Consider the following 23,434-nt stretch of genomic DNA (forward strand, 5'->3'; position numbering starts at 1 on the left):
AGGCCAGAGCGGTATTGATGTCAGGCAATCATGCTGATAATCAACACGATAATCAGACCGACCACCGAGTTCACCAGCTCCAGCAGACCCCAGGTTTTCAGTGTGTCCTTCACGGACAGATCAAAATAACCTTTAAACAGCCAGAATGAAGCATCGTTGATATGGGTCAGGGTGTTGGAACCCGCTGCGGTGGCCAGTACCAGTAACGCCGGATCAACGCCAACCAGTTGCCCGGTTGCCGGGTCGAGGATCGCCGCGCTGATGATCCCTGCCGCCGTCATGGCGGAAACCACGCCCTGGCCGGTCGCCAGACGGATCAGCACCGTGATGAGCCATGCCATGATGTACGGGGAAATGTTGCCGTGTGACATCAGCATGCCGATCGTATCGCCGATACCGGTATCAATGATGGTTTGCTTAAGGACGCCGCCCGCACCGATGATCAGGATCACCATGGCGATGCTTTTCACCGCGTTTTCGAATGCGTTCATGACCCACTGCATGTCATGGCCGCGCGCGGTACCAAACAGCACAAAGGCCACAATCATGGCGATGAACATTGCGATCGGGGACGAACCTAAGAAGTTGACCACTTCCCAGGCCTGCGTCCCTTTTACCAGCCAGATATTAGCAATGGTGGTGGAGATCATGATGATCGCCGGGATCAGCGGTACCAGAATCGACACGCCAAAGGAGGGCAAATTGTTCTGGTCAACCGGCACGTCGGCTTTCATGAAAGAGGGCGTTGGGCGTTCGAGGTTGCCGAGGAATTTCGGCAGGATCAAGCCCGCGCAGATCACGCTCGGGATGGTCACCAGAATACCGTAGATGTAAACCATACCCATATCGGCGCCGTAAGCATTCACCAGCGCTACCGGCCCCGGCTGCGGTGGGAACAGGGAGTGCGCGGTGGTGGCAGCGGCAACTGCCGGGATCGCCAGTTTCAGGAACGGGATCTTCGCTTCCGCGGCAATGACGATCACCAGCGGCGCCAGCATAATAAAGGCCACTTCGTAGAACATTGCCAGACCGAAAATCAGGCCAATAATGATCACCGATAGCTGTACATAGCGCAGACCAAGGCGCGCCAGCAGCGTGTGGGCAATCTGATGCGCTGCCCCGGAATCCACCATCAGTTTGCCGATGACCGCCCCGAACACCACGATAATCGCCAGTTCACCGAGCGTACTGCCAAAGCCGGATTTCATGGTGTGCAGCAGTTCCATGAGATCCATGCCCGCCAGCATACCGACGGAAAGCGCGGCCAGCAGCAGTGCGACCATGGAGTTTATTTTGAATCGTAGATTGAGAACGAGCATCAGGCCGATGCCGAAGATGACCCACAGAATATTGAGAACGTGCATGAAACGTCTACCTTCTTTGGTTGAACTATTATGATTTTGGTTGAGATGTTACATAAATTGGTTAACCATTGATGCGATGAATGTCACATTACGTTACAGGTTTACGCGACTTAAGTGGCGGCGGACTTGTTACTCGTAGATCGCCAGTCATGTTAGATGTGATTTGGTTAACCAATTTCTCTATTTAGGTTGACATGTCATACCAAAAGGAGGAATTTATGCGCCATATTGTCGAGTCCATAACATCAATGAGGAATAAAGCATGGAACAGACATGGCGCTGGTACGGTCCGAACGATCCGGTCACTTTAGCGGATGTGCGCCAGGCGGGTGCGACAGGTGTGGTCACCGCTTTGCACCATATCCCGAACGGGGAAGTGTGGTCGGTTGACGAGATCCAAAAGCGTAAAGCCATTGTTGAACAGGCGGGTCTGGTCTGGTCGGTGGTGGAAAGCGTGCCGATTCACGAAGATATCAAAACCCGTTCCGGTCACTATCTTCAGTGGATTGCCAACTACCAGCAGTCGCTGCGCAATCTGGCGCAATGCGGCATTCGCACCGTGTGCTACAACTTCATGCCGGTTCTCGACTGGACGCGTACCGATCTGGAATATGTCCTGCCAGATGGCTCCAAAGCATTGCGTTTTGATCAGATAGAATTCGCGGCGTTTGAGCTGCATATCCTCAAACGTCCTGGCGCTGAAGCCGACTACACGGCGGAAGAAATCGCCCAGGCAAATGATCGCTTCGCCACCATGAGCGACGAAGACAAGGCGCGTCTGACCCGCAATATCATTGCCGGTCTGCCGGGGGCGGAAGAAGGGTATACCCTCGACCAGTTCCGTCAGCACCTGGATCGTTATAAAGACATTGATAAAGCCGCGCTGCGCGAGAATTTTGCCGTCTTCCTGAAGGCGATTATTCCGGTGGCAGAAGAAGCCGGTGTGCGCATGGCGGTACACCCGGACGATCCGCCGCGCCCAATCCTCGGCCTGCCGCGCATTGTTTCCACTGTGGAAGATATGCAGTGGATGGTGGAAACGGTCAACAGCATGGCCAACGGTTTCACCATGTGCACCGGCTCTTACGGCGTACGTGCGGATAACGATCTGGTCGATATGATCAAACAGTTTGGTCCGCGTATTTATTTCACCCATCTGCGCTCTACGCTGCGCGAAGATAACCCGAAAACCTTCCATGAGGCGGCGCATCTCAACGGTGACGTGGACATGTACGAAGTGGTGAAAGCGCTCGTAGAAGAAGAGCAGCGCCGTAAAGCACAGGGCAATGAGGATTTGATCCCGATGCGCCCGGATCACGGTCACCAGATGCTCGACGATCTGAAAAAGAAAACCAACCCAGGTTATTCCGCGATTGGCCGCCTGAAAGGGCTTGCGGAAGTGCGTGGTGTTGAGATGGCGATTCAGCGCGCTTTCTTTAGCCGCTAAACCAGACCGGCCGGCGTCATGCCGGCTTTGTTCTTTTCTCTTCCCGTCGGCGTTGCCGATGGGTTCTGGAGTTCACGATGACGACAACCATTGCCAACAGCAACTTACCGGTTGCACGCCCTGCGTGGGAAAATTCACGTCTGCAATCCCGTATTGTTCACCTGGGATGCGGCGCTTTTCACCGTGCGCATCAGGCGCTGTATACCCACCATCTGCTGGAACAAACGGACAGCGACTGGGGGATCTGCGAAGTCAACCTGATGCCGGGTAACGACTGTGTGCTGATTGAAAACCTGAAAAAACAGCAACTGCTGTACACCGTGGCGGAGAAAGGCGCTGACAGCACCGTGCTGAAAGTGATCGGCTCGATGAAAGAGGCGCTGCACCCGGATCTTGACGGTTGCGAGGGCATTCTGCAGGCCATGGCGCGCCCGCAAACGGCGATTGTTTCGCTGACAGTGACGGAAAAAGGTTACTGCACGGATGCCGCCAGCGGTCAGTTAGATCTCAATAACCCGCTGATCAAACACGACTTAGCGTTTCCGCAAGCGCCGAAGTCGGCCATTGGTTATATCGTTCAGGCGTTGCACCTGCGTCGCGAGCAGGGGCTGGCAGCTTTTACGGTGATGTCCTGCGATAACGTCCGTGAAAACGGTCACGTGGCGAAAGTCGCGGTACTGGGTCTTGCCCGCGCGCGTGACCCGGAACTGGCGAAGTGGATTGAGACTCACGCCACCTTCCCGTGCACCATGGTGGATCGCATTGTTCCGGCGGCAACGCCTGAAACATTGCAGGAGATTGCCGACCAGTTGGGTGTGTTCGATCCGTGCGCCATTGCCTGCGAACCGTTCCGCCAGTGGGTGATCGAAGATAACTTTGTTAACGGTCGTCCTGACTGGGATAAAGTCGGTGCGCAGTTCGTGGCCGACGTGGTGCCATTTGAAATGATGAAACTGCGCATGCTCAACGGCAGCCACTCATTCCTGGCGTATCTGGGTTATCTTGGCGGGTACGAAACCATTGCCGATACCATGACCAATCCGGCCTACCGTAAAGCGGCGTTTGCACTGATGATGCAAGAACAGGCTCCGACGCTGTCGATGCCGGAAGGCACCGATCTTAATGCGTACGCAACGCTGCTGATCGAACGCTTCAGTAACCCATCCCTGCGCCACCGTACCTGGCAGATCGCCATGGACGGTAGCCAGAAACTGCCACAACGCCTGCTGGATCCGGTGCGTATGCATCTGCAAAACGGCAGCGACTGGCGCTATCTGGCGCTCGGTGTGGCGGGCTGGATGCGCTACACCCACGGCGTGGATGAGCAGGGGCAGGCCATTGAGGTAGTTGACCCATTGTTGGCGGAATTCCAGCGTATCAACCAGCAATACCAGGGTGCTGAACGCGTGACGGCACTGCTGGGCTTGAGCGGGATTTTCGGTCATGATTTAGCGGAAAATGCCGACTTTGTTGACGCGATTATCGCTGCGTATCAACAGCTGTGCGAGCTGGGTGCGCGCGAGTGCGTCGCGGCGTTAAGCGCTAACGCATAACTCTCCCTCTGATAACGGGTCAATCAAAATTTATTTGGTTGACCCGTTTCCTGTTTTTGGCGCAAGGCAAATGCTATAGTTCGATACTCAATTATCGTATCTGAATTAACGCATCCGATGGGCATAACATGATGAAATCGAACACTTCTCAGCAAAGACCCTATCAGGAAGTGGGCGCAATGATCCGCGATCTGATCGTACAGTCACCGTACAAACCCGGAGAGCGTCTGCCACCGGAGCGTGAAATTGCCGAGATGCTCAATGTCACCCGCACGGTGGTACGTGAAGCGTTAATCATGCTGGAAATTAAAGGGCTGGTGGACGTGCGACGCGGTGCCGGTATCTATGTGCTCGACAACGCTGACGCCCAGGCGATGGACAGTACGGATGTGAACTATTGTAATGATGCCGGTCCTTTTGAGCTGTTGCAGGCGCGCCAGCTTCTGGAAAGCAATATTGCTGAGTTTGCCGCCCTGCAGGCCACTCGCGAAGATATCGTTAAAATGCGCCAGGCGCTGCAACTGGAAGAGCGGGAGCTGGCCTCCAGCGAGCAGAACGGCTCAGAAAGTGGTGATATGCAGTTTCATCTCGCCATTGCCGAGGCGACGCATAACAGCATGCTGGTCGAACTGTTTCGCCAGTCCTGGCAGTGGCGTGAGAACAACCCGATGTGGATCCAGTTGCACAGCCACCTGGATGACACTCATTACCGTAAAGAATGGATGGGCGACCACAAGCAGATACTGGCGGCATTAATCAAAAAGGATGCGCGTGCGGCTAAGCTGGCGATGTGGCAGCATCTGGAAAACGTCAAACAGCGACTGCTGGAGTTTTCGAATGTTGATGACATTGATTTTGACGGCTACCTGTTTGACTCCTGGCCGCTGGATAAAGTGAACGCCTGATAGCGTCGTCCTGCCTCGCGCGGGCTCTCTGGCCCGCGTTTTACCGCTTATTTTCCCCTTCTGTACGCGCATTTTTACCGCCTGGATTCGACGAATGAAAACGTTTTCCTTCGTCGATATGGGGATTTTTCCCGCAACGCTGTCCGGTAAGAATTGATTTGTATCAAGTAAAAACGACTTAGTTTTGATTGCGAAAGAATGCTTTCGTTACCTTATTTTTACCTTTTCGTGCTTATTTTTCGACAATGCGGACGCATGTTAAGTGAGAATCAAAGTGATTTCTGCAGACGTTTGAGCGGGTAAAACGTGCATAACAGCGTGTAAAAACAGGTGTTTTGGTCAAATGTAGACATTGATCACGCGATGTAACCTATTGGCTGGAATGATGTTTTGATTGCGTATCGCAACTATCCCTTCCCTCAACGCATTTTTTAATCAAATGAATAAGAACAAACACAGCGAAAGTCATCTTTACCTATTATTCCATAATAAAGTTATCTTTCATTTGAAATGACGTTCCATTTTAAAGTGATTTATTAACAGTTTTATTACTATTGCCCATTTAATTTGCCGTTGACATGTTTTTACACTGGCTGCATATTTCACCGCATAAGCGTGTTATTGCGTTCAGGAGAAGACAATGCCCTCTCGAGATTATCCCGATATTCGAAAACCAAGGGGTACCCGATCTAAAGATATGGTTCTTTTAAGTGCTCGTGTCGATACTTCTCTGTGGGAATATGTTCGCACGCTGGCATTTGAATCACGTAAAAGTAAACAAGATATTATTGCTGAAGCATTAATGTTGCATCGCTCTATTAATCAGAGTGAACCTCAGGAATAAAAGTAAACACTTTCTGCCTGGATTTTATTTGAAATCCAAACAATGAATTATGTCTTGCCACTTCATTATTACCTTTATTGGTGTGTCATTGATTTTCTTCCCCTATGTAATAGGGGGTAATGACTCCAACTTACTGATAGTGTTTTATGTTCAGATAATGCCCGATGACCTTGTCATGCAGCTCCACCGATTTTGAGAACGACAGTGACTTCCGTCCCAGCCTTGCCAGATGTTGTCTCAGATTCAGGTTATGTCGCTCAATGCGCTGAGTGTAACGCTTGCTGATAACGTGCAGCTTTCCCTTCAGGCGGGATTCATACAGCGGCCAGCCATCCGTCATCCATACCACGACCTCAAAGGCCGACAGCAGGCTCAGAAGTCGCTCCAGTGTGGCCAGAGTGCGTTCACCGAAGACGTGCGCCACAATCGTCCTCCGTATCCTGTCATACGCGTAAAACAGCCAGCGCTGACGTGATTTAGCACCGACGTAGCCCCACTGTTCGTCCATTTCAGCGCAGACAATCACATCACTGCCCGGCTGTATGCGCGAGGTTACCGACTGCGGCCTGAGTTTTTTAAGTGACGTAAAATCGTGTTGAGGCCAACGCCCATAATGCGGGCGGTTGCCCGGCATCCAACACCATTCATGGCCATATCAATGATTTTCTGGTGCGTACCGGGTTGAGAAGCGGTGTAAGTGAACTGCAGTTGCCATGTTTTACGGCAGTGAGAGCAGAGATAGCGCTGATGTCCGGCAGTGCTTTTGCCGTTACGCACCACCCCGTCAGTAGCTGAACAGGAGGGACAGCTGATAGAAACAGAAGCCACTGGAGCACCTCAAAAACACCATCATACACTAAATCAGTAAGTTGGCAGCATCACCTAATAGGGGGCTTTTTTATGTGGGCATGCTGCCTGCATAACAAAGTTGATAGCAAAATTCACAATTAAAAGTGAGTAAAATATGAAAAAGACAGCAGTGGCATTAGCAGTACTGGCTTTCGGGGTAACTTCCGTTCATGCTGCGGAAATTTATAACAAAGATGGCAACAAACTTGATCTGTACGGCAAAGTAAAAGCGACGCACTCCTGGACTGGCAGCACTGATGCTGACGGTACTTATGCACGTCTGGGTTTCCGTGGTGAGACACAAATTAACGATCAACTGACCGGTTATGGTCAATTTGAAAGTCAGATTGATGGCTCTAAAGCGGAAGGGTCTCAGGATGGCGTTAAAACCCGTCTGGCGTTTGCTGGTCTGGATTTTGACCACAACGTTAGCTTTGACTATGGCCGTAACTACGGTGTCGCTTACGATGTGGGAGTTTATACTGATACGCTTTCAGAGTTCGGTGGCGACTCTTACGAAAATACTGACCGCTTCCTTACTTCACGCACTTCTGGCGTTGCAACACTCCGTACCAAAAATCTGTTTGGTGCCGTTGATGGCGTGAACTTTGCTGCGCAATACCAGGGTAAGGATGACTCCAACAAAGGCACTCCTGCTGACCCTGACTATACTAAGCAGCACGGTAATGGCTATGGCTTCTCTCTGGGTTATGACAATATCGCCGATTCTGGCGTGTCTGCCATTGCAGCCTATTCAACTTCTGCGCTGACTAATGATCAGCAAAAATCCGGCTGGGATGGTGAGAACGCAGAGTTCTGGGGCGCGGGTCTGAAATATGACGCTAACTCTATCTACGTTGCGACCATGTATGGCGAATCCCACAACCTGATTCAGGATGCGGACAAAGCGCAGCACTTTGAAGCTATGGCTGCCTATGTCTTTGATTTTGGTCTGCGTCCGAACGTGGCTTACGTCCATGCACGTGACAACAACAACAACGACCTGACCGAATACGTTGCGCTGGGTACCGACTACTACTTCAACAAAAACATCGTTGCTGATGTGGGTTACAAAATTAACCTGCTGAATGGCGCTAACGGTGACAACGAAGCTGTTGTTGGCCTGACCTACCAGTTCTAATTTGTTGCTCTGCTCTGAAAAGGCGTCTTTCATAAGACGCCTTTTTTACATCCTGCTGTCTTCACGCTTGCGGGGATTGCTCTTCGCGCGCATCGCTCAGTAACCATTGCCAGATACCCACTTTTACACATGCGACGACGCAGAGAATAAGGTAAAAGAGGGGATTATGCGTAATGGAAACGCGCATCACGTCCATTAAATCAACATGTAGATTCCCCGCGATGGCCATATTGATAATAAAAATAGAGGCAATAGCGCTGGCCAGTAAAATTAAAATAGCCTGTAATTTGGGGATCTCCGGTAGTTTTCCGGTAGCCCACTGCCAGAGAAAGGCCGTTGTTAATGCAAATACAATAAATAAACCTACGGCCCCAAAGGTGCCAAAGTCTTTATAATCTTGCACCGTACCGATTAAACCAGAAAGAACAATTAACCCAAGAATGAGTTTTTTTAGCCATGGCATCGATTATTTCCAGAAGTGTTGTTGATGTTGAATGGATATGTCCATTTTTACGCATGTGGCGTCAAATTTGCTCATGCGTGAAAAGGAATTATAAATTGTCTGGAAGATAATTTGGTTATTATTAAATGTTGATATTTAATTGTAGAGTAATCCGAAATTAAAACGTTTTGGTTGTCATTAGTTTATATGCTTTTGGATGCAATGAATCGTTGTTTGTATAATTGTGTGGCGCTGATCAGCGCGGCTAAAAACAACGCAATAGCACCACACAGCGTGGCGTTGATGATGGCGACCGCGCCGCTCCCTAACAGGCTGGTTAACAGTGGGCCGAGAATTTGCCCAATCCCGTAAGTCAGGGTGACCAGGCCCAGCAGGTTAATATTTCGCGGTACGCTGAGCTGTCGGGCAAGCGGCATCACCAGCGAGGTGGTTCCCATAAAGGTGGCACCAAACCCCACGCTACTGATTACTAGCAGCAATAGCGATCCGCTGGCGAGCGTTAACACCACGCAGGCGCTCTGGATCAGCAGATTCGCCGTCAGGCATTGCAGAACCCCCCAGCGTTTAGCCGCCCACAGCCAGCCGAAACAACCCGGAATAATCGCCACGCCAACCAGCGACCAGAGATGTGCCGTCAGTAGCGGCGATCCGGCATTTTTCGCCATCAGCGGCAGATAGGTGGCGACAATGATATAGCCAAAACCCGCCAGCCCATACAGCAGCGCCAGCAGCCACCAGGACATCGGTTGATGCGCTGTTTTTGCCAGTGGCGCTGCGGGGAGCGCGCTCCCGCGAGAGGGGAGGAGTATGGCCACTAGCAGGAAAAGCAGACCGGAGAGTGCCCCCGCGCCCAGCCATAACGTGTGGGAGGAAAGCGCATAGCGTAAACCGGCGATAACGTACTCGTTGCCGAGAAAAATGCCTGCGCCAACGCCGGAGAACAATGCCGCAATCACAAACGGATGGCGGGTATGGTGCAGGACCACCATCGAACCAAAGATCATCATACCGGCACTGGCGACCCCCGCCAGAAAGCGGATCAGCATCACCAGCGCGGGTTGCGTAACGATGGCCATCGCCAGAATCAATCCACCGGTGGCGAGCGCAGAGGTCAATAGCATCGGACGTAAGCGAGCGGGGAGATGAAAGAGGCCGAAAGAAAATAACAGGCTGCCTGTGAGATACCCGGCATAGTTGGCACTGGCAATCCAGGAGAGTTGGCTAAAGGTAAACTGGCCTTCAGACAGCAACACCGGCAGCATCGGGGTATACAAAAAGCGCCCAATCCCCATTCCTAACGTCAGGACCAGCATGCCAAAGAGCGCGACGCTGATGGCATGGTGATGTGGAACGGGACTTTCCTGGGACATACGGACGCTCACTGCACGTTGTAATGGATGTATTTGTTATATTACATGTGCAAATGATAATGAAAAGTAAAATTAATCACTTATCAGCAGCGGCAAAGGCAGCAATGCAGCGCCATTCTCCCTCCTCACAGCGGTAAATGGATTCGGTATCACCTGGGATCACCCACTGCGTTTCTTCATCTGCAGCACAGTCCATGTAGATACACAGCCCGCAGCCACCGCGGAGCTGGCGGGGAATATCCGCTACCCGAAAGCGGATCCCCGCGGCTTGCAATACTTTGCGCATTTTGATGACGCCCACGGTGGAATGAAATAAAAACACGGTCTCAGTCATGGACGTTTCCTCAGGCGTTGCCCAATCAGCGCCGCGCCCACTGCACCGGCAAACTGTGCGTCGGGATGCGTGTGGACGGGGATGCCGAGATGGCCTTCGAGCATGCGTGCAAAGGCATTGCAGTGGCTGACGCCGCCAGTAAACAGCAGCGGACTTTGCGCGGAAAGCCGCCCGATAAAGTTGGCGCTGCGCCTGGCCATGGCGTTGATCACGCCTGCCAGAATCGCTTCCGGCGCCACGCCCGCCGAGCGCAGGCTGATCACCTCTGACTCAGCAAAAACCGTACACATGCTGGTGATCGCATGCGGTTCGATCCCCGCAGTAATCGTATCAAGTTGCTCCACGCTGGCGCCCAGCGTGCGGGAGATGACTTCAAGAAACCGTCCGGTTCCGGCGGCACATTTGTCATTCATTAAAAAGTCGGTGAGGTTGCCGTCATCGTCGAGTTGTATGACTTTACTGTCCTGACCGCCGATATCAATGACCGTACGGGTGCCAGGCGCCAGTAATCGCGCGCCCAGTCCGTGGCAGGAAATTTCTGTGACCTGTTTGTCGGCATAATCCACAAGTTGTCGCCCGTAACCGGTGAGGGTTAAAAACGGCCGCGCCTCCAGCCCGGCTTGCAGTGTTTCCCATGCCTGTGCAATCGCCTCCGCAGGGCGAAACGGCGTGGGACACAGGAAGCGGCGTCTGATGACGCCCTCTTCAAGCAGGATCCCTTTGGTCGCCGTGGAGCCGGAATCAATCCCTATTGAATATGTCACTGGGATCCCTTACAGCATTTCAATAAAGGCCGCGACACGTGTGCTGAGCTGGCCGATATCAGCAGTGGAGTAGTCCGTTTCGATGGCGATATAAGGAATCTGATGGTGTTGGCGCACGTGACGTTTAATCGCCAGTGATTCAACGGCATAGGTATGACAGGCCTGTAAAATAACATCGACGACGCCGTCGGCCTGGTACTCTTCGATCATCTGACTGAGCATGTTCAGACGCTGATCGTTAGGAGAGATACAGGAGCAGCCGATAGCGAGGTATTTATCGGTGAGCGCGTCATAGACATCGCCATTTTCCGCAACGCACTGTTCGGTGGCTTTGGCACCGGTACAGTTTTCATAGCCCACCACCCAGCCGCCGTTGTCTTCAATGGCACGGACCACTTTTTCCGCCGCTCCGCCAATGGGACAGCCGGTGATCAGAATGCGAGGCCGTGACGCGAGGCGTTTGCCATCTTGCCACTCCTGACGAACACGTTCAGCCATACTGTTAAGCTCGTCGATAAGCGCCTCTTTATCAAACCGGAAGGTCGCGCCGTACACCACTTTCAGAATGTCGCTGCCGCTGAGGGCAGGAGGATTAAGCTGCCCAACGCGGTAAAAATTCGCCAGCGCGCGGCGCTCACGGTTCTTGAGAATGACGGCTTCACGCAGTGCCGCTTCGGTAATGGGTGTACCAAAGCGTGCTTCGATTGCCTGTTGCAGACGCAGGATCTCCGCTTTCCACAGTGCACGGGAGGCGGCATCGTTCGCGCTGTTAGGCAGTTGCATCACATGCACGGCTTTAAATTCGGCCATGTACTCGTACATTTTCTTCTTGCCGTCGCAGGTGGTTTCACCCACGACCAGATCGGAAAAGTAGAAGTAGGGGCATTTGTCGGTTTTGCCAAAGCCGTAGCTGCTCTTAATCAGCGGACACAGGTTACGCGGCAGATCCTTCTCGGCTTCTTCAATGGTTTCATCCGATGTGGAACACAGCGAAACAACCACCGCACCTGCGGCCATCGCGATCTCTTGTGGCATAAAGGTGCAATAGGTTCCCACAAGCGGGATGCCCTGCTCTTTAAGATCCATGACGGTGAGAAAGCCTTTCTGACGAGCATCGGAGAATTGGTTGAAAATGGCGGGTAAATCGGTGATAAGCGACATGGTTTTCCTTCCCCGTACACGGGAGCAATGAAAAGACCTCGCATTATAGCCCTGCATTTTGTGTGTGTTTTTTGATCTTCCTCGCGATGTGCCACATTGGTGTCGTTAAAGGACTCAGATCCCTCTGTTCGTGGCTATTGCTAAAACCAGGGTTGCGTCATGAGTGAGGGAATTTGCGACAACAGGTATAACACCAGGCCGATAGAGCCGCCAACCAGTGTGCCGTTGACGCGAATGAACTGTAAGTCTTTACCGATATTGAGCTCAATTTGCTGTGACATATCCCGCGCATCCCAGCTTTTCACCGTATCGCTGATATGGCGCGTCAGGAAGGCGGCGAACTCCGGTGCGACTTTACGCGCGGCCTGCTCCAGATGCTCATTCAGCGAGGTACGCAAGGCGCTATCGGCAACCAGCGTTTCACCAAACCACTGACCCGCGCTGGCGATGCGTTGCTTGACGCGGGAATCGTCGGCGTTAATGTCCGTTTTCACCCACTGGCGCAGGTCTGCCCACAGCCCACCCAGATAGCGGTTAAACGCGTCGTCTTCTTTCAGATAACTTTTGAGGCTTTCCGCCCGTGCCGCCATCTCTGGATCGTGTTTCAGTTTGTCGATCAGCTTTAACGTGGCGCGATCGAAGGCGTGGCGGATCTGATGCGCCCGATCGTGGCTGATATCATCCAGCAGGGAGTTAACCGCATCAGACACCAGTTCGGCGCTATGCTCGCCCAGCCATTCGGTCGGCAGGATCTTCGCTTTTAGCGGGTGTTCGGTCTCCAGCCAGCGCACAATGTGTTGAGCAATAAACGCCCGTGAACTGTCGCGCTGCAGCAGGGCGATCAATTGCGAAATCAGCGTATCCAGCAGGACCTGATGGCGATTGTTTTTGGTCATGCTTTCCAGCATTAACGCGCTGGTCCCGGAGAGATCAACCTTATCAATCGCCTTGTGCACTGCCCGTTTGATCAAACGCTGGATCCGGGCATCGTCGGTCAGTTCCAGAAAACCGCTCATGATCTGTAGCAAATGTTGACCAATGCGTTGGGCGTTGTCTGGCTGACTGAACCAGTTGCCGATCAGCAGTGCCGGTTCATGACGGCGGATCAACGCCACCAGAGACTGGGTATCGAGAAACTTCTCTTGCACAAACTGACCCAGATTTTCGCCAATCCTCTCTTTATTGCGCGGAATAATCGCCGTATGTCGCGAGATAAATGGTATGGGAACCCGACGAAACAGCGCGACCACGGCGAACCAGTCCGCCAGTGCGCCCACCATCGCTGCTTCGGCTATCGCCTTGATGCCGAGGACCCAAAAGTTGGGCGGCAGAAACAGTGTGATGACAAACGTCGCGGCAGCGATGAGCAACAGAGAGAGCGCCAGTCGCTTGGCGCGTTTGAGTTCAGCAATTTTATTCATAAACGTAAGGATAGAGCCAGACGGGAGGATCGTGCAAAAATTGTGATCTGCATCGAAGGCCGGACAGCGCGGTGATAAGCGCCATCCGGCAACGGTTTATTTCTCAATCGCCAGTTCGGTGACGTCGTGCTGATGCACGCGTTTTAGCAGTCCTGCCAGCGTGAACACAACGGCGATGCCAGCAACCACCGCCAGCAGGTGAAACGAAAGCCTGCCACCGTGAAACCACAGCCAGCGCCCGATTTCGACAGCAACCGCCATCACTGTCAGGATCACCATGTTCAGCGACGCGGAAACCGTACCTTTCGGCAAGCTGTTGGAAAATAGCGTAAAGCGAAACAATGTCGGGAAGATCATCCCGATACCGAATGCATACAGACTGGTCCCCAACACTGACCACAGCCAGACGTGCGGCCACAGTAGGTTGCCCACGATCAGTACGGCCAGCCCGCTCAGTTGGATGGGGACGGCACGCCAGACAAAGCGCGGTTGGGTCGGATCTTTCACAAAACGAACCACGACCATATTCGCCACGATCACCGCGCCAAATACGGGCACTTGCGCCCAGGCGAACTGCGAGGTAGTCATGCCGCCCGCGTCAATCAGGATCACCGGTGAGACCGCGACCCAACTCATCATCGGGATATAACTCAATGAAAGGGTTGCGGCTCCAAACAGGAAGATCCGATTACGAAAAACGTCGCGGAAATCACGCAGTACGCTGCGTGCGCTAAACGGTATCGCACCGCGCTGGACAGTTTCCGGCATAGCCATCAGCAGGCCAATAAAGGCGATGAGACCCATGACGGCGATAATGGCAAACAGGATCTTCCAGTGCACAAAGTGCATCAGCGCCGCCCCGGAGAGCGGGCCAATAACCGGCGCGACCAGCACGATAGAGGTGATGACCGCCATCAGTTTGATCGCCTTTGTCTGACCAAACGCCTCCTGCACCGTCACATACCCCACGGTGGCGATAAAGCAGATGCTGGTGCCCTGAACAAAACGAGCGACCAGAAATTGCGTCATGGAGGTGGTGAACAGCGTGGCTGCACAGGCGAGAGTGAAGATGAGCGCGCCCGCAATCAACACCGGCCGGCGGCCAATTCGGTCGGAAAGCGGCCCTAACAACCACTGTAGCGCCATGCCGCCCGCCAGATAAAGGCTGACCGCTGCAGGCGCCAGACTGACGTCGGCGTTGAAATCCCGCACCACATTGATGATACCTGGCTGGATGAGATCTGTTGACAGATAGGCGGCGAAGTCATAGAGAATCAACGCACAAGGGAAAAAAAACGTCGTAGCGCGTTGGGAGAAAAACGCGAAAATCCGTTGCATAAAACAACTCCTTGTCGGGAGAAAACCCTCAACGGGAATAGCGAAATTCAATACCGTCTTAAAGACGTCAGACCGATGACAGAAAGAAAACAGACTGCAAATGTACTGAATTTCATGTAATCAAAAACACTGCCTGCACGAAACGCAAACAGGAAAAACGCTCACTGATTCGGGTCAGAAAACGTAACGATTACAGGTCACAATCAGCACATCGCACCTCAGGAAGAGTAAGTTGAACGGAAAGTAGTCACTTGCAGTGTAATTCTAATTCGATGTTAATCAAACGCGTTTTTCTGGTTAATTGTCAGAAAATACCCATTCTAATCTCAGCAGAAATCGCAGAATGACCCACTGTAAGAGCCACGATGAGTAACGGTAAACCGCGTGGTGGATTCCAGAAAAATGAGGGGGTTGTACAAAGTCGGGTTTATCTCTGAAAACGCCTCGCAAAGATAAAAAGAGTGGCGTGAGGGGATGATTTATCATCGCTAAAGTGATGGCATCTTGTTTCCAGGTGACGGATCGCCATGCACAAAGCACCGACCTCTACGCCGCATGATGCGGTGTTTAAAACGTTTTTACATCACCCTGAGACCGCCCGGGATTTTCTTGAGATTCATTTACCTGCTTCGTTGCGTGAATCGTGTGACCTGCAAACGTTGAAACTGGAATCTGACAGTTTCATTGAAGAGAATTTACGTGCCTGTTACTCGGATGTGATGTGGTCACTGAAAACGACGGAAGGTGATGGTTATATCTACGTCGTGATTGAGCATCAGAGTTCACCGGATGCACATATGGCGTTCAGGTTGATGCGTTATGCGATAGCGGCAATGCAGCAACACTTAGATGCCGGACATAAGCAACTGCCGCTGGTGGTGCCAATGTTGTTTTACCATGGTACTCAAAGCCCGTATCCCTACTCGTTGTGCTGGCTGGATGAATTCGCCAACCCGAAATTGGCACGGCAGCTTTACGCTGCGGCATTTCCACTGGTGGACATTACGGTCATCCCGGATGATGAGATTGTGCAGCATCGGCGCATGGCGCTGCTGGAGTTAATACAAAAACATATTCGCCAGCGCGATCTTATGGGGTTGGTTGAGCAAATCGTTTCCCTGTTACTTACCGGATTCACTAATGACAGCCAGATAAAGACGCTGTTTAATTATATTTTATGCACCGGCGATGCCCCTCGATTCAATGAGTTTATCCGTGAGGTTGCCGAGCGTTCGCCGCAACATAAGGAGCATTTGATGACAATTGCGGAAAGATTGCATGAAGCAGGCTTACAAAAAGGCAGGATGGAAGGGCTACAAGAAGGTAGGTTGGAAGGTAAAAAAGAAGGGATGCTGGAAGGACAACGCGCCGAAGCACGGCGTATTGCATGCACCATGCTGGCAGACGGTATCGATATCAGCACAGTACAAAAGATTACCCGGCTTTCCGTCGAGGATCTGCAGCAGTTAAGCCATTAGGCATCACCGGAGCAGGGTACTCTCCAGCCCGGTCATCTCTGTGATACCTGACGTTGGGCTGCGATACGCTCCGGTGGCGTGATTTTTCTTCCACCGATAAAAGCTGGGCGTGATCACTCCCGGCTTTTTTATATTCATCGCGTTTATCAATTTATGCTTACTGACAGTCTGTTTCTTGATACTTATCCTGGTAAGTATTATTTTCTAACCTGCAACGAGAGGAAAGAAACATGACTGAAGATGAACGGTTCGCCTGCCGCCCGATGGGGATGCGCATGGCAATGGTCGTGCGCCAGTGGCGTGCCATTATTGATGCTGCCATCACTGACACCGGCCTGACACAGTCAAGCTGGACGGTTCTGATGCAGTTGCATCAACTGGGCGATAATGTCTCAGTCAGTGAACTGGCGGATGTGCAGGGCATTGAACTGCCGCCGCTGATGCGCACCCTCTCGCAGCTGGAAAAGCAGGGCTATCTGCTGCGTTCCACATCGCCTTATGACAAACGCATCCGCCTGCTGACGTTGACCGCGCAAGGTCGTACAAGGCTGGAAGCGTTAAACCGGGTGATCGAGGACTATCAACACCGCGTCACCTGCACGATTCCTGAAGCGCAGCTTGCCTCCTTCAGCGCCACCTTAAATCAAATCGCCTGCAATTTGCGGACAATCCGCGAAGAAGACAATCAACACTAAAAAACGATGATGACCCCAGAACAAAAATTTGCCCGTTGGGTAAGGGTGAGTATTGCCGCTTTCCTTGTGATATTCGCCTGGTTTATTGTTGCCGATATCTGGATCCCGCTGACGCCGGACTCCACGGTGATGCGCGTGGTGACGCCGGTTTCCTCCCGCGTTTCCGGCTATGTCTCACAGGTTTATGTGACCAACAATAGCCAGGTTAAGCAGGGCGAACTGCTGTATGAGCTGGATCCGACACCTTTCATCAACAAAGTCGAGGCCGCACAAATCGCCCTTGAGCAGGCGAAGCTGAGCAACCAACAATTGGATGCGCAGATCGCCTCTGCGCGCGCCAATCTGCGCACTGCACAATTTACCGCCCGTAACGATAAGACGACCTTTGATCGCTATCAGCGTCTGAGCACGATGCAGAATGTCTCGCAGTCGGATCTCGACAAGGTGCGCACCACCTGGCAGACCAGCGAGCAGTCGGTGGCAGCGCTCAGCGCCAGTATTCAGAACCTGTTGATTCAGCGCGGCGAGCGCGATGACAACCGCAATGTGACGCTGCAAAAATACCGCAACGCGCTGGAAGAAGCACAACTGAATCTCGCCTGGACGAAGGTCCATGCACAGACTGACGGCACGGTGAGCAACCTTCAGCTTAGCCCCGGTCTTTACGCTACTGCTGCCACGCCGCTGCTGGCGCTGGTCAGCCATCAGACCGACATCGTGGCTGATTTTCGCGAGAAAAGTCTGCGTCACACCCGGGTAGATACTGATGCCGCTGTGGTGTTCGATGCCATGCCGGGTAAGGTTTTTTCTGCACGCGTTACCAGCAGCGATGCCGGTATTCTGGCGGGTCAGGAACAGGTCAATGGTCAGTTGTCGCAGCCAGAACAATCCACCCGCTGGGTGCGTGATGCTCAGCGTATGCGCATTCATGTGGCGCTGGATAAACCCCTGGATGCACCGCTGCCGACCGGCGCGCGCGCGACGGTGCAGCTTTACAACAGTGATGGACCGTTTGCACGCACCTTTGCCGGAGCACAGATCCACCTCGTGAGCTGGCTTCACTATGTCTATTAACACGCTGGCTCACGTCTTTACCCCGCACGGGAATATCGTCTACACCGCCAATGATTTTCGCCAGACCCTGCGTATCGCTGTTGCCGGGACAATCGCGCTGAGTCTCTCGACCTTCTACAACGTGCAATACGGCGTGTTCTTTGTGGTTTACCCGCTGATGCTGCTGTCGCTGGTACCGGTATTCAACCGCCATGTGGCAAGCCAGTTCGTGTTCAGCGCGGCGGTGAACTGCGTCGAAATGGTGCTGATTGTCGGCTATCTCTCGCAGTGGCCGCTGATGATGACGCTGGTAGTGTTTGGCCTGTACGTGATGCGTTTTCGTTTTATGAGCAAAGGGCCGCTGTTTCTGCTCGGCTCGATGGGCGTGGTGTGTCAGAGCACGATGCTCAACTTTATGAGCTATCCCACGACCAACTGGCATACGTTGATGTTCTCCAATATGGAGGCCTGCGTGATGGCGGTGGCGCTGAGCGCGCTGCTGCACTATCTGATCCCGGACGTCGAGCCGCGCCAGCCGCCGCCGCGTATTGAGAAAGATGCCGCGCGAGTTCGCCACGAGTCGCTGCTTTCCGGCACGGTGGCGACGATGATTTTTGTCATCTTCCAGCTTTGCGATCTGAGCGATTCGCTGTCGGCGCTGATGGCGGGCATTCTGATCCTGTTTCCGATGCACTACCGCGGCGCGGTGATCAGCTCGATCTGGCGCGTGGTCGGCGTGGTGCTGGCCTGCCTGTATATTCTGCTGGTGCAGTTGCTTATCTATGATTTCAGCAACCATATGGTGCTGATGATGCCGCTGATCGGCCTCGGGCTGGCATTCAGTGCCCGCCTGCATGTGATGGAGAAAGTCGGTGCGGGCGTGGGTTTTGCCAGTATCACCACTATCGGCATTATGTTCGGCCAGAACCTGCACCCGGATCAGGACCTGGTGTTCAGCGATTTGTATCGCATCACCTCCGTCACCGTGGCGCTGGTGGCAACATTAACGATGGTTTTTCTGGTACACCGGATCCTGAATGGCTTTGCCGCGACGCGGTTTGTGATTACGGAGTGAGTGGTTCCCGACAGCGCAGTGCCATCGGGCATCTGAGCGATTATTTCTGCCTATGCCGGATGGCGGCTGCGGCTTATCCGGCCTACAACATTCAATCAATGATCGTCAAAACGTGAAGCTATTTCCAACAATCGAGGTATAATTGCAGGATAATTGTATATACTTTTTTGTATATACAATCAGGGATGAAATTCATGCCAACAGAGTTTGAGTGGGATGCAAACAAGGCACAAAGCAACCACCGTAAACATGGCGTTCGATTTGAGGATGCGGTTCTGGTATTTGACGATCCCCGGCATTTGTCGCGTCAGGATCGTTATGAGAACGGTGAGTATCGGTGGCAGACCATTGGGATGATGCACGGTATTGTGTCATTCTGGTTGCACATAGTGTTCGGTTTGAAAGTGGGAATGAAATTATTCGCATCATCAGCGCCAGAAAGGCAGACCGTAAAGAGAGGAATCGTTATGAGCATGGTTAAACATAAACGCGGCAGCGCATCCGCGCTGAATGCTCAGCATGACGCTGAACTGAAAGCGCTGGCGAATAAATCGGATGATGATATTGATTACAGCGACATTCCCGTGACCGAAGATGAGCAGTGGTCAGAGGCTAATCGCGGTAAGTTTTTCCGCCCGTTGAAAACGCAGGCGTCTGTGCGTATTGATGCCGATGTGATGGAGTGGCTGAAACGCCCTGGAAAAGGATACCAGACGCGCCTTAATGCCATTTTGCGTGAAGCGATGCTGCGCGAGCAAAATAAGAAATAGTGAGTTGATGCCCGATGAGTGCCATCGGGCAATCGTGGAGGGTGTTACTTCTTCAATCCCGCAAACGCCGCGCGGATCTCATCTTCCGGCAAATTAATGCCGATAAACACCAGGGTGCTGTGCGGTTGTTCGTCGCCCCATGGGCGGTCCCAGTCGGCGCTATACAGGCGCTGGACGCCCTGGAACAGCAGGCGGTTTGGTTCGCCTTCAATCCATAACATGCCTTTGTAGCGCAGCAGTTTCTCGGCGGATTCCAGCAGCAGGTTTTCCATCACGCGGGAAACGTCGCTGATGTTGACCGGGTAATCCAGCTCAACAACGATAGACGAAATATCGTTTTGTTTGTCGGCGATAAAGTGGAAGCGCGGTTTGGCGCTGACGATATTCTCTTCCAGCATAAAACCGTTGGTGTTGAACAATAAAGAGAGGTCGATATCGCCATGCGTGACGGTGTAAACCGGGGCGCGGGCGTTGATACGCGCCAGGCGTTCACGGAGCTTTTCGCTTTCTCCTGCCACATCGGTTTTGGTCAGCAGAATGCGGTCCGCGTAGCCGACCTGCGACTGGGCGATGGTGAACTGATTCATCTGATCGTCAGCATGTACCGCATCAACCAGCGCAATCACGCCGTCCAGCAGGTAACGTTCGCAAATTACTTCATGGGAGAAAAAGGTCTGAATAATCGGGCCGGGGTCGGCCATGCCGGTACACTCAATGACCAGACGGTCGAAATTGATCGTGCCTTTGTCGAGGTTATCGAGCAGGTCTAACAATGCGTCTTCCAGCTCAGTGGAGCGGGTACAGCAGATGCAGCCGTTGGTCAGCGTTTTGATCTGCGTGGCGCGGTCGCCAATCAGTTGATCATCCACCGAGACTTCGCCGAATTCATTTTCGATAACGGCAATTTTGTAACCGTGCTGCTCGTTGAGGATATGGCGCAGCAGGGTGGTTTTACCGGCGCCAAGAAAACCGGTGAGTAGGGTAACTGCAATCGGGGTCATTCACATCTCCTTCTAACAGCAACTGCTTCCGCCGCTACCGTAGCGGGCTTCCTGGCGCTCGCGGAAGAATTCTTCATAGGTCATGTACGGCTTATCGGGATGGTTGGTCTTCATGTGCTCGACGTAGTTGTCGTAGTCCGGAATGCCAATCAACATCTTCGCCGCCTGACCGAGGTATTTTTTTGCCTGACCTAAAGTACCAAACATAAACAATCCTGATAAGCGAAAAGCCCCGCCGGAGCGGGGCTGAATACATCTTAGTGGTGTGAAGAGGTCTTCACGCCGCCTTCCGGCACCGGTACATACGGCGTCTCTTTATCAGAGCGACCGTTGATGGCGCGGGCTTTCTGCCAGGTACGGAACCCGTAGAAAATGATGCTGTACACCACCACCAGGAACAGAATACTCAGGCCTGCGTTGGTGTAGTTGTTGATGACGATATGGTTCATGTTAGCAATCTGCTGTGCGGTCAGTTCACCGCCGTTAGCAATCTTCTCTTTGTACTGGTTCGCCATGAAGAAGAAGCCTTCCATCTGCGGGTTGGTGCTGAACAGTTTCAGACCCAGCGCCCAGGTGGTGCAGATCAACAGCCATACTGCCGGAACCACGGTAACCCAGATGTACTTGGTACGCTGCATTTTAACCAGTACCACGGTACCGAGAACCAGCGCCACAGCGGCCAGCATCTGGTTGGAGATACCGAACAGCGGCCACAGGCTCTTAACGCCGCCCAGCGGGTCAACCACGCCTTGATACAGCAGGTAGCCCCACAGACCTACGCAGCCTGCCGTACCGATGACGCCAGCAACCAGCGAGTCGGTTTTCTTCAGGAACGGAACGAAGTTACCCAGTAAATCCTGCAGCATAAAGCGGCCAGAACGGGTACCTGCATCCAGAGCGGTCAGGATGAACAGTGCTTCAAACAGAATACCGAAGTGGTACCAGAAGCCCATGTCAGCCATCGGCAGTACTTTATGGAACACGTGAGCGATACCGACAGCCAGCGTTGGTGCACCACCTGCGCGGTTCAGTACGGACGGTTCACCGATGTCTTTCGCGGTTTGCAGGATCTGCTCAGGCGAAATCACGAAGCCCCAGGAACTCACGGTTGCCGCGGCGTGCGCGGTCACGTCTTTCAGTTGTGCCATAATCAGCGGTGCGTTCTCACCACTCATTTCATGCAGGTTCGGCATGGTGATGCCTAAGCCCGCTGGCGGGGTGTTCATCGCGAAGTACAGACCCGGTTCGATGATGGACGCGGCAACCAGCGCCATAATCGCGACGAAGGACTCCATCAGCATTGCGCCATAACCGATGAAACGCGCGTCGGTTTCACAAGCCAGCAGTTTCGGCGTAGTACCCGAAGCAATCAGCGCATGGAAGCCCGATACCGCACCACACGCGATGGTGATGAACAGGAACGGGAACAGCGCACCTTTCCACAGCGGACCCGTGCCATCAATGTACTGGGTCATCGCCGGCATTTTCAGCTCTGGGTTAAGGATAACGATACCTACCGCCAGGCCAACGATAACGCCGATTTTCAGGAAGGTAGCCAGATAGTCGCGCGGTGCGAGGATCAGCCATACCGGCAGCAGCGCAGAGATAAATGCGTAGCCGATAAGCGTAAAGGTAATGGTGGTGTCTTTAAAGGTCAGCGCCGGGCCCCAGTACGGGTCGTGGGCAATCACGCCGCCGAAGTAAATAGAGGCAACCAGCAACACAATACCAATCACCGACACTTCGCCGACACGTCCCGGACGCAGGAATCGCATGTAGATCCCCATGAACAGCGCAATCGGTACGGTTGAGCAGACGGTGAACACGCCCCACGGGCTTTCAGCCAGTGCTTTCACCACGATCAGCGCCAGCACCGCCAGGATGATGATCATGATTAAGAAGCAGCCGAACAAGGCAATGGTTCCCGGTACCGGACCCATCTCTTCTTTGATCATCTCACCCAGAGATGCGCCATTACGACGGGAAGAGATAAACAGTACCATGAAGTCCTGCACCGCACCCGCCAGCACAACGCCTGCCAGCAGCCACAGCGTACCAGGCAGGTAACCCATCTGCGCGGCCAGCACCGGCCCAACCAGCGGACCTGCACCTGCGATAGCGGCAAAGTGGTGGCCGAACAATACGTTACGGTTAGTAGGAACGTAGTTCAGACCATCATTGTTAATGACCGCCGGCGTAGCACGCGTTGGGTCAAGTTTCATCACCTTCTGGGCGATGTACAGGCTGTAGTAGCGATAAGCCACCAGATAAACAGAGACAGAGGCGACCACGATCCACAGGGCGCTGATGTGTTCACCCCGACGTAATGCCACTACCGAGAGGCAGAATGCACCGATGATTCCGAGAATCACCCAGGGTATGTGCTTGAATATCTTTTTCGTATCCAT

The 23,434-nt window shown here is 53.1% G+C and carries 22 protein-coding genes and 1 pseudogene; 11 read left to right on the plus strand and 12 right to left on the minus strand.

Translation table 11 applies throughout. The annotated features are described in order from the left end of the window. Positions 1-20 precede the first annotated feature (20 nt). On the minus strand, positions 21-1,364 hold the full coding sequence (gene gntP, locus N7268_RS08185) for a gluconate permease GntP (RefSeq protein ID WP_260862431.1): 1,344 nt from the start codon (positions 1,362-1,364) through the stop codon (positions 21-23). A 262-nt stretch (positions 1,365-1,626) separates the two neighbouring features. On the opposite strand from gntP, the gene uxuA reads away from it, so the two are divergent. From uxuA to N7268_RS08205, 4 genes are all read left to right on the plus strand, one after another. Beyond that, a complete protein-coding gene (uxuA, locus tag N7268_RS08190; RefSeq protein WP_260862432.1) occupies positions 1,627-2,811 on the plus strand; it encodes a mannonate dehydratase in 1,185 nt (394 codons plus the stop codon). Between the two features lie 77 nt (positions 2,812-2,888). Further along, positions 2,889-4,364, plus strand: a complete 1,476-nt coding sequence (locus N7268_RS08195) for a fructuronate reductase (protein WP_260862433.1) — start codon at positions 2,889-2,891, stop codon at positions 4,362-4,364. A 131-nt stretch (positions 4,365-4,495) separates the two neighbouring features. Continuing rightward, complete coding sequence (uxuR, locus tag N7268_RS08200) at positions 4,496-5,269, plus strand: Uxu operon transcriptional regulator (RefSeq protein WP_260863535.1); 774 nt, start codon at positions 4,496-4,498, stop codon at positions 5,267-5,269. Between the two features lie 640 nt (positions 5,270-5,909). Then, a complete protein-coding gene (locus tag N7268_RS08205; RefSeq protein WP_260862434.1) occupies positions 5,910-6,113 on the plus strand; it encodes a hypothetical protein in 204 nt (67 codons plus the stop codon). 130 nt (positions 6,114-6,243) lie between these two features. Here N7268_RS08205 and N7268_RS08210 read toward each other — a convergent pair. Further along, positions 6,244-6,941, minus strand: a protein-coding gene (locus tag N7268_RS08210) for an IS1 family transposase (RefSeq protein ID WP_226683650.1) whose coding sequence is annotated in 2 segments (ribosomal slippage) — positions 6,244-6,692 and positions 6,692-6,941 — 699 coding nt in all. Because the reading frame shifts where the segments join, the coding sequence is not laid out codon by codon here. A gap of 136 nt (positions 6,942-7,077) precedes the next feature. On the opposite strand from N7268_RS08210, the gene N7268_RS08215 reads away from it, so the two are divergent. Next, entirely contained in the window at positions 7,078-8,103 is a 1,026-nt protein-coding gene (locus N7268_RS08215; protein WP_260862435.1) for a porin, read from the plus strand. A gap of 61 nt (positions 8,104-8,164) precedes the next feature. Here N7268_RS08215 and N7268_RS08220 read toward each other — a convergent pair whose 3' ends face one another. The 7 genes from N7268_RS08220 to mdtM all read right to left on the minus strand — a co-directional run bounded on the left by N7268_RS08220 (position 8,165) and on the right by mdtM (position 14,954). Then, a complete protein-coding gene (locus tag N7268_RS08220) occupies positions 8,165-8,566 on the minus strand; it encodes a hypothetical protein (RefSeq protein WP_260862437.1) in 402 nt (133 codons plus the stop codon). 182 nt (positions 8,567-8,748) lie between these two features. Further along, entirely contained in the window at positions 8,749-9,936 is a 1,188-nt protein-coding gene (locus N7268_RS08225; protein ID WP_260862438.1) for an MFS transporter, read from the minus strand. A gap of 76 nt (positions 9,937-10,012) precedes the next feature. Beyond that, on the minus strand, positions 10,013-10,270 hold the full coding sequence (locus tag N7268_RS08230) for a DUF3343 domain-containing protein (RefSeq protein WP_260862439.1): 258 nt from the start codon (positions 10,268-10,270) through the stop codon (positions 10,013-10,015). Beyond that, positions 10,267-11,034, minus strand: a complete 768-nt coding sequence (gene yjiL / locus N7268_RS08235) for a putative 2-hydroxyacyl-CoA dehydratase activator YjiL (RefSeq protein ID WP_260862440.1) — start codon at positions 11,032-11,034, stop codon at positions 10,267-10,269. Before yjiL ends, N7268_RS08230 begins: the two co-directional genes overlap by 4 nt. Positions 11,035-11,043: 9 nt before the next feature. Next, the gene (locus N7268_RS08240) at positions 11,044-12,195 is read right to left on the minus strand and encodes a double-cubane-cluster-containing anaerobic reductase (protein ID WP_260862441.1); all 1,152 of its coding nucleotides are present in this window, start codon (positions 12,193-12,195) and stop codon (positions 11,044-11,046) included. 140 nt (positions 12,196-12,335) lie between these two features. After that, entirely contained in the window at positions 12,336-13,616 is a 1,281-nt protein-coding gene (locus tag N7268_RS08245; protein ID WP_260862442.1) for a DUF445 domain-containing protein, read from the minus strand. Between the two features lie 96 nt (positions 13,617-13,712). Beyond that, positions 13,713-14,954, minus strand: a complete 1,242-nt coding sequence (gene mdtM, locus N7268_RS08250) for a multidrug efflux MFS transporter MdtM (RefSeq protein WP_260862445.1) — start codon at positions 14,952-14,954, stop codon at positions 13,713-13,715. A gap of 527 nt (positions 14,955-15,481) precedes the next feature. On the opposite strand from mdtM, the gene N7268_RS08255 reads away from it, so the two are divergent. The 6 genes and pseudogenes from N7268_RS08255 (at position 15,482) to N7268_RS08280 (ending at position 20,025) form a co-directional block, all read left to right on the plus strand. Continuing rightward, positions 15,482-16,432: an Rpn family recombination-promoting nuclease/putative transposase gene (locus tag N7268_RS08255; protein WP_260862446.1), complete on the plus strand. Its 951-nt coding sequence runs from the start codon at positions 15,482-15,484 to the stop codon at positions 16,430-16,432. 230 nt (positions 16,433-16,662) lie between these two features. Then, positions 16,663-17,127 (plus strand): MarR family winged helix-turn-helix transcriptional regulator, encoded by a 465-nt coding sequence (locus tag N7268_RS08260; protein WP_260862447.1) that lies wholly within the window; start codon positions 16,663-16,665, stop codon positions 17,125-17,127. A gap of 6 nt (positions 17,128-17,133) precedes the next feature. Then, positions 17,134-18,201, plus strand: coding sequence for an HlyD family secretion protein (locus N7268_RS08265; RefSeq protein ID WP_260862448.1), 1,068 nt, complete (start codon positions 17,134-17,136; stop codon positions 18,199-18,201). Beyond that, positions 18,191-19,255: a DUF2955 domain-containing protein gene (locus N7268_RS08270; protein WP_260862449.1), complete on the plus strand. Its 1,065-nt coding sequence runs from the start codon at positions 18,191-18,193 to the stop codon at positions 19,253-19,255. The genes N7268_RS08265 and N7268_RS08270 overlap by 11 nt, the downstream gene beginning before the upstream one ends. Positions 19,256-19,449: 194 nt before the next feature. Next, positions 19,450-19,736, plus strand: a pseudogene (locus N7268_RS08275) (BrnT family toxin). Then, positions 19,723-20,025 (plus strand): BrnA antitoxin family protein, encoded by a 303-nt coding sequence (locus N7268_RS08280; RefSeq protein WP_260862450.1) that lies wholly within the window; start codon positions 19,723-19,725, stop codon positions 20,023-20,025. Before N7268_RS08275 ends, N7268_RS08280 begins: the two are co-directional and overlap by 14 nt. Before the next feature lie 44 nt (positions 20,026-20,069). On the opposite strand, the gene yjiA is transcribed toward N7268_RS08280, so the two are convergent. Genes yjiA through btsT form a run of 3 tightly spaced genes read right to left on the minus strand, consistent with a single transcriptional unit; the run spans position 20,070 to position 23,434 of the window. Beyond that, positions 20,070-21,026 (minus strand): GTPase, encoded by a 957-nt coding sequence (yjiA, locus tag N7268_RS08285; protein ID WP_260862451.1) that lies wholly within the window; start codon positions 21,024-21,026, stop codon positions 20,070-20,072. A 12-nt stretch (positions 21,027-21,038) separates the two neighbouring features. Then, complete coding sequence (locus N7268_RS08290) at positions 21,039-21,233, minus strand: YbdD/YjiX family protein (RefSeq protein WP_003830038.1); 195 nt, start codon at positions 21,231-21,233, stop codon at positions 21,039-21,041. A gap of 50 nt (positions 21,234-21,283) precedes the next feature. Continuing rightward, positions 21,284-23,434 (minus strand): pyruvate/proton symporter BtsT, encoded by a 2,151-nt coding sequence (gene btsT / locus N7268_RS08295; RefSeq protein ID WP_260862452.1) that lies wholly within the window; start codon positions 23,432-23,434, stop codon positions 21,284-21,286.

Source organism: Citrobacter sp. Marseille-Q6884 (assembly GCF_945906775.1).
In the GTDB taxonomy this organism is placed as follows: Bacteria; Pseudomonadota; Gammaproteobacteria; order Enterobacterales; family Enterobacteriaceae; genus Citrobacter.

Bases quoted from the DNA above. Each gene is read 5' to 3' on its own strand.
- gntP (WP_260862431.1), bottom strand. From the start codon at position 1,364: ATGCACGTTCTCAATATTCTGTGGGTCATCTTCGGCATCGGCCTGATG.
- uxuA (WP_260862432.1), top strand. From the start codon at position 1,627: ATGGAACAGACATGGCGCTGGTACGGTCCGAACGATCCGGTCACTTTA.
- N7268_RS08195 (WP_260862433.1), top strand. From the start codon at position 2,889: ATGACGACAACCATTGCCAACAGCAACTTACCGGTTGCACGCCCTGCG.
- uxuR (WP_260863535.1), top strand. From the start codon at position 4,496: ATGAAATCGAACACTTCTCAGCAAAGACCCTATCAGGAAGTGGGCGCA.
- N7268_RS08205 (WP_260862434.1), top strand. From the start codon at position 5,910: ATGCCCTCTCGAGATTATCCCGATATTCGAAAACCAAGGGGTACCCGA.
- N7268_RS08215 (WP_260862435.1), top strand. From the start codon at position 7,078: ATGAAAAAGACAGCAGTGGCATTAGCAGTACTGGCTTTCGGGGTAACT.
- N7268_RS08220 (WP_260862437.1), bottom strand. From the start codon at position 8,566: ATGCCATGGCTAAAAAAACTCATTCTTGGGTTAATTGTTCTTTCTGGT.
- N7268_RS08225 (WP_260862438.1), bottom strand. From the start codon at position 9,936: ATGTCCCAGGAAAGTCCCGTTCCACATCACCATGCCATCAGCGTCGCG.
- N7268_RS08230 (WP_260862439.1), bottom strand. From the start codon at position 10,270: ATGACTGAGACCGTGTTTTTATTTCATTCCACCGTGGGCGTCATCAAA.
- N7268_RS08240 (WP_260862441.1), bottom strand. From the start codon at position 12,195: ATGTCGCTTATCACCGATTTACCCGCCATTTTCAACCAATTCTCCGAT.
- N7268_RS08245 (WP_260862442.1), bottom strand. From the start codon at position 13,616: ATGAATAAAATTGCTGAACTCAAACGCGCCAAGCGACTGGCGCTCTCT.
- mdtM (WP_260862445.1), bottom strand. From the start codon at position 14,954: ATGCAACGGATTTTCGCGTTTTTCTCCCAACGCGCTACGACGTTTTTT.
- N7268_RS08255 (WP_260862446.1), top strand. From the start codon at position 15,482: ATGCACAAAGCACCGACCTCTACGCCGCATGATGCGGTGTTTAAAACG.
- N7268_RS08260 (WP_260862447.1), top strand. From the start codon at position 16,663: ATGACTGAAGATGAACGGTTCGCCTGCCGCCCGATGGGGATGCGCATG.
- N7268_RS08265 (WP_260862448.1), top strand. From the start codon at position 17,134: ATGATGACCCCAGAACAAAAATTTGCCCGTTGGGTAAGGGTGAGTATT.
- N7268_RS08270 (WP_260862449.1), top strand. From the start codon at position 18,191: ATGTCTATTAACACGCTGGCTCACGTCTTTACCCCGCACGGGAATATC.
- N7268_RS08280 (WP_260862450.1), top strand. From the start codon at position 19,723: ATGAGCATGGTTAAACATAAACGCGGCAGCGCATCCGCGCTGAATGCT.
- yjiA (WP_260862451.1), bottom strand. From the start codon at position 21,026: ATGACCCCGATTGCAGTTACCCTACTCACCGGTTTTCTTGGCGCCGGT.
- N7268_RS08290 (WP_003830038.1), bottom strand. From the start codon at position 21,233: ATGTTTGGTACTTTAGGTCAGGCAAAAAAATACCTCGGTCAGGCGGCG.
- btsT (WP_260862452.1), bottom strand. From the start codon at position 23,434: ATGGATACGAAAAAGATATTCAAGCACATACCCTGGGTGATTCTCGGA.